Annotated in this window: 6 protein-coding genes and 1 tRNA gene; 4 read left to right on the top strand and 3 right to left on the bottom strand. The window is 61.6% G+C overall.

Annotated features, from left to right (window positions below; all coding sequences use genetic code 11):
- On the bottom strand, positions 1-187 hold a 187-nt coding region (locus tag HP499_RS21475; RefSeq protein WP_172326139.1), incomplete at its 3' end, for a DNA alkylation repair protein.
- A 145-nt stretch (positions 188-332) separates the two neighbouring features.
- On the opposite strand from HP499_RS21475, the gene map reads away from it, so the two are divergent.
- Complete coding sequence (gene map / locus HP499_RS21480; protein ID WP_172326140.1) at positions 333-1,100, top strand: type I methionyl aminopeptidase; 768 nt, start codon at positions 333-335, stop codon at positions 1,098-1,100.
- A 145-nt stretch (positions 1,101-1,245) separates the two neighbouring features.
- Here the strand turns inward: map and ssb are convergent, their stop codons facing one another.
- Positions 1,246-1,830: a single-stranded DNA-binding protein gene (ssb, locus tag HP499_RS21485; RefSeq protein WP_172326141.1), complete on the bottom strand. Its 585-nt coding sequence runs from the start codon at positions 1,828-1,830 to the stop codon at positions 1,246-1,248.
- A gap of 221 nt (positions 1,831-2,051) precedes the next feature.
- Here ssb and HP499_RS21490 point away from each other — a divergent pair.
- Positions 2,052-2,127 (top strand) — tRNA-Arg (locus HP499_RS21490).
- Positions 2,128-2,165: 38 nt separating this feature from the next.
- On the opposite strand, the gene HP499_RS21495 is transcribed toward HP499_RS21490, so the two are convergent.
- Complete coding sequence (locus tag HP499_RS21495) at positions 2,166-2,603, bottom strand: SRPBCC domain-containing protein (RefSeq protein WP_172326142.1); 438 nt, start codon at positions 2,601-2,603, stop codon at positions 2,166-2,168.
- A gap of 91 nt (positions 2,604-2,694) precedes the next feature.
- Here HP499_RS21495 and HP499_RS21500 point away from each other — a divergent pair, with 91 nt between their 5' ends.
- Positions 2,695-3,180: a DUF6993 domain-containing protein gene (locus HP499_RS21500; protein WP_309138432.1), complete on the top strand. Its 486-nt coding sequence runs from the start codon at positions 2,695-2,697 to the stop codon at positions 3,178-3,180.
- Between the two features lie 56 nt (positions 3,181-3,236).
- Positions 3,237-4,194, top strand: a 958-nt coding sequence (locus HP499_RS21505) for an ATP-binding cassette domain-containing protein (protein WP_172326143.1), incomplete at its 3' end; no start/stop codon positions are given.

Consider the following 4,194-nt stretch of genomic DNA (forward strand, 5'->3'; position numbering starts at 1 on the left):
GCAGATCTGCCGGGGATGTAGGAGGTATTTCGTTGGCTGCAGCTTTAGCAATGCTTCGTACCTCTGGAACCCTGACACCGAGCGAGGGCATATCCGACTTCATGTACGCCTGGGCACCAATTGCCCGTTCAGGGTCACCGGCCGCACGGAGTGAGGAGCGGATTAACGCCACGAGGTCCTTGGTCATGCCTCAACTGTAGGACCGGCGCGTGTCCTCTGTTCTCCCAACATCGCCCGGAGGCCTCCCAGGCGTCGCCGGTGGGTCGTAGAGTGGCAGAGTGGCAGCAGCCGGCTGCGAACCCCAAGGCATGCCCAGCAACGGAGGACCTTAGATGTCAATGCTGAAGACGCCCGAGCAGATAGAGCTGATGCGCGACGCCGGCCGCGTGGTGGCCAACGCACTAGCAGCGGTCAAGGAGCACGCTGCAGTGGGCGTCTCCCTCAAGGAACTCGACGACGTCGCGGCGGCAGTGATGTCCGACGCGGGGGCAAGGCCTGCTTTCCTCGACTATCACCCCCGGTGGGCGGCCGTGCCGTTTCCGGGCGTGATCTGCGCAAGCGTCAATGACGCTGTGGTCCATGGCATCCCGAACGGCTACGTGCTTGAAGACGGCGATCTCCTGAGTGTTGACTGCGGCGCCTTTCTGGAAGGTTGGTGCGGAGATGCAGCCATCAGCTTCATCGTGGGGGACGGTGATCCCTTGGACCAGGAACTCATTGATGCAACGGAAGCCGCCCTTGCAAGGGGTGTTGAAGCAGCACGGGTGGGAAACAAAATGGGTGATCTCGCCTATGCCATTGGCGGTGAAGCCAAAAGGGCAGGGTACGGGTTGCTTGCCGACCACGGCGGTCACGGAATCGGCCGAACCATGCACGCCGAACCGCCGGTGCCCAACATCGGACGTCCAGGCCGGGGCATGAAGCTCGAGGAAGGGCTGGTTATTGCCATTGAGCCCATGTTGATTCTGGGCGGCAAGGACGACTACTACCACGATGAAGACGAGTGGACCCTGCGATCGGCGAACGGACAGAGGGCAGCCCACAGCGAGCATACGGTTGCCATCACCGCGGACGGCCCGATGATCCTGACACTGCCGTAAATCGGATACTCCACTGTGGCGATCCCACGGTGCGGCCAGGCAACAATTGACTGCCCTGACGGCGGCCTGATGCGTGTTTCCGGGCAAAAGGGCGAACCACAGGCCCTGGCACCGGATGGTTCGCCCTTGCTCCGGAACAGCTCGTTCAAACGCCTGCGCCCACCAACTCTCCTGTGGTGGTGTTCACCATCATGGGGCCCGTTCCATCGGGATCGTCCATCCCGGCCGCCACTGACTCGTCCTCGGGAGGACCTTGTTCAGCGTCCTCTGCGCCCCACTCGCTGCTGCTCCCGGTGCTGCCCGGCGCTTGGCTGGACAGGGTTTCCTCCGGTATTGCAGAGTTGGCCGCTGCGGCGTCTGCCGGCGCGGAGGTGCCGTTCATGCGGGTGAAGTTGGCAGAGCCCCACATGAGGTCGTGCCCCACGGATTCGGCATCGATCTCCGCCACGTGATAGACGCGGCCTTCATGTTCCCATTGCCTCAGCCGCAGCTTTCCCGCGACCAAAACGCGCTGCCCCTTTTTGATACTGCACCCCACGTGCCCGGCGAGGTACCGGAACGATTGCACGGTGTACCAATTGGTGTTGCCATCAACCCAAGTGTTGTTCGCCCGGTCGTAACGTCGTTCTGTAGTTCCCAGGCGAAAGGACGCTGTAGCCGTGCCCCCGGTAGTAGTGGAACTCTTGACCTCCGAGGCCACGAAACCCCGAACGGTGATCATGTCATTCATTGATGGTCCTTCTGGATGTAGGAAGTGCCTGTCCGGCTCCTTCAGCTTCGTCCAGTAGGGTCCTTCAGAGCAGTGCCCCGTTCGCCTATGTGAATAACCTCGGCGAATGGGCCCCTGTGGAGGACGGGAGGACAGCGGTGCGGAGGTGGCTGGCCATACCGCGATCGCACTGTAAACTCTTTGTGGCGCCCCGCCGCCCACAGCGGTGACGGCGTCAGTGCGCCCCAGTAGCTCAGGGGATAGAGCAGCGGCCTTCTAATCCGCCGGTCGGGGGTTCGATTCCCTCCTGGGGCACCACTGCATCCCCCTGGACACGATTCCAGGGGGATGCTCCTCTAACGCTTGGACTCAAGGAATTCCTTGAGATTCCGGAGCACCAGCCCCCAGGTTTCGGTGGACTGCGCAACTTCTTCGGCACTGGAATTGTTGCCTTGCGTGATGGTCACGATTGTTCCGCCGTCGGCGTAGGCCACGTCGTATTCCACGGTGTGATGGTTACCGGGAACGTCAGGTAGCCCCGAGGCGGGACTGTAATGCGTGGTCTTCAGCAGCTTCGGAGGATCGAAGGCAAGGATGATGCCTTTGTCCTCATACACGGTGCCGTTGTACTCGCCCGAGTACGTAATCGGCTCTCCCACCCGCCAGGATGTTGTGACGTTGGTGCCGAGGAAATACTCCTTGATGAGGGAGGGGTCCGTGAGTGCCTCCCAGACTTTTTCAGGCGGGGCGGCGATGGTGGTCGATGCAACGGCATCAGGGGTTTGCTCACCCATGGTGGGCTCCGTTCCTCAATAGGGACAAGTAAATCCTGTTCAACCGAACGCTACGCCGGTCATCCCGTCACGTGAATGGCACAATGGCTAAGTGATAAGCAGGGGAACGACGCCGATGGGCGGCAAGTCAGCAAAGGCCGGAAGATTCGGCGCATCAGCATTGTCGCTGCTGGTGGTCGTCGCGTTGGTGACGATGACTGGCTGCACGGCAACTCCGGCGTCCCCCGCTCAAGGGGGAATAACGCCCTCCACCACCGGGCAGGTCACAGCGCCCGTCGATCCGGCTGTCGCCGCAACGACGACAACTATGGAAACAACGCTGAAAAGCCTCGTTGCCGCCAACCCCAAGCCGGACCAGGAAGCGCTCCGCTCGGCCTTGGTTTCCGCCGGGATCCCGAAGGCCAACGTAGAAGTCTCTGTCAGCCGTACGCCCACGGGCCTGGACGTCGATGCCCTGGAAGCAGCGGCCCTGACCGGAGAAAGCTGCGTCATGGGGCAGATCCGTGAGGGCGGAGTGGTAATGACGGTGCTGCCCGTCCTTGCTACCGGTAAATGCTTCGTGGGAGACGCCCGCTAGCGACGCCGTAGGGCACGAATGTGAGTTAAGCAGGCCTAGCCATTAGATTTAAGGGCATGGCGGAATTCATTTACACGATGACCAAGGCTCGCAAAGCCGTTGGCGACAAACTTATTCTGGACGATGTCAGCATGTCGTTCTACCCTGGCGCGAAGATCGGCGTCGTGGGACCGAACGGTGCTGGTAAGTCCACCATCCTGAAGATCATGGCCGGACTGGACACCCCTTCAAACGGCGAGGCCCGCCTGAGCCCCGGCTACACCGTGGGCATCCTCTTGCAGGAACCGCCGCTGAACGAGGAAAAAACCGTCCTGGGCAACGTCCAGGAAGGTGTAGGCGAAATCTACGGCAAGATCCAGCGTTTCAACGAGATCTCCGAAGAAATGGCCAACCCGGATGCGGATTACGAGACGCTCCTGGATGAGATGGGCAAGCTGCAGGAAGCCATCGACGCCGCTGATGCCTGGGATATCGACTCCCAGCTCGAACAGGCCATGGACGCTTTGCGTTGCCCGCCGGCCGATGCCGACGTCACTGTCCTTTCCGGTGGTGAGCGCCGCCGTGTGGCGCTCTGCAAGCTCCTTCTTCAGAAGCCTGACCTGCTGCTGCTCGATGAGCCCACCAACCACTTGGACGCCGAGAGCGTGCTGTGGCTCGAACAGCACCTGTCCCAGTACCCCGGTGCTGTCCTTGCCGTGACCCACGATCGCTACTTCCTTGATCACGTAGCTGAGTGGATCGCCGAAGTGGACCGCGGTCACCTGTACCCGTACGAAGGCAACTACTCCACGTACCTGGAGAAGAAGAAGGCCCGTCTCGAGGTCCAGGGCAAGAAGGACGCCAAGCTGTCCAAACGCCTGACCGAGGAACTTGAGTGGGTGCGCTCCAACGCCAAGGGCCGCCAGACCAAGTCCAAGGCCCGTCTGGCCCGCTACGAGGAAATGGCTGCCGAAGCCGAGCGCACGCGCAAGCTGGACTTCGAAGAGATCCAGATTCCCCCGGGACCCCGCTTGG

Origin of the sequence: Paenarthrobacter sp. CM16, from assembly GCF_013179505.1 — a bacterium.
Taxonomy (GTDB): Bacteria; Actinomycetota; Actinomycetes; order Actinomycetales; family Micrococcaceae; genus Arthrobacter.

Coding starts and splice junctions, on each gene's coding strand:
- map (WP_172326140.1), top strand. CDS start 333: ATGTCAATGCTGAAGACGCCCGAGCAGATAGAGCTGATGCGCGACGCC.
- ssb (WP_172326141.1), bottom strand. CDS start 1,830: ATGAATGACATGATCACCGTTCGGGGTTTCGTGGCCTCGGAGGTCAAG.
- HP499_RS21495 (WP_172326142.1), bottom strand. CDS start 2,603: ATGGGTGAGCAAACCCCTGATGCCGTTGCATCGACCACCATCGCCGCC.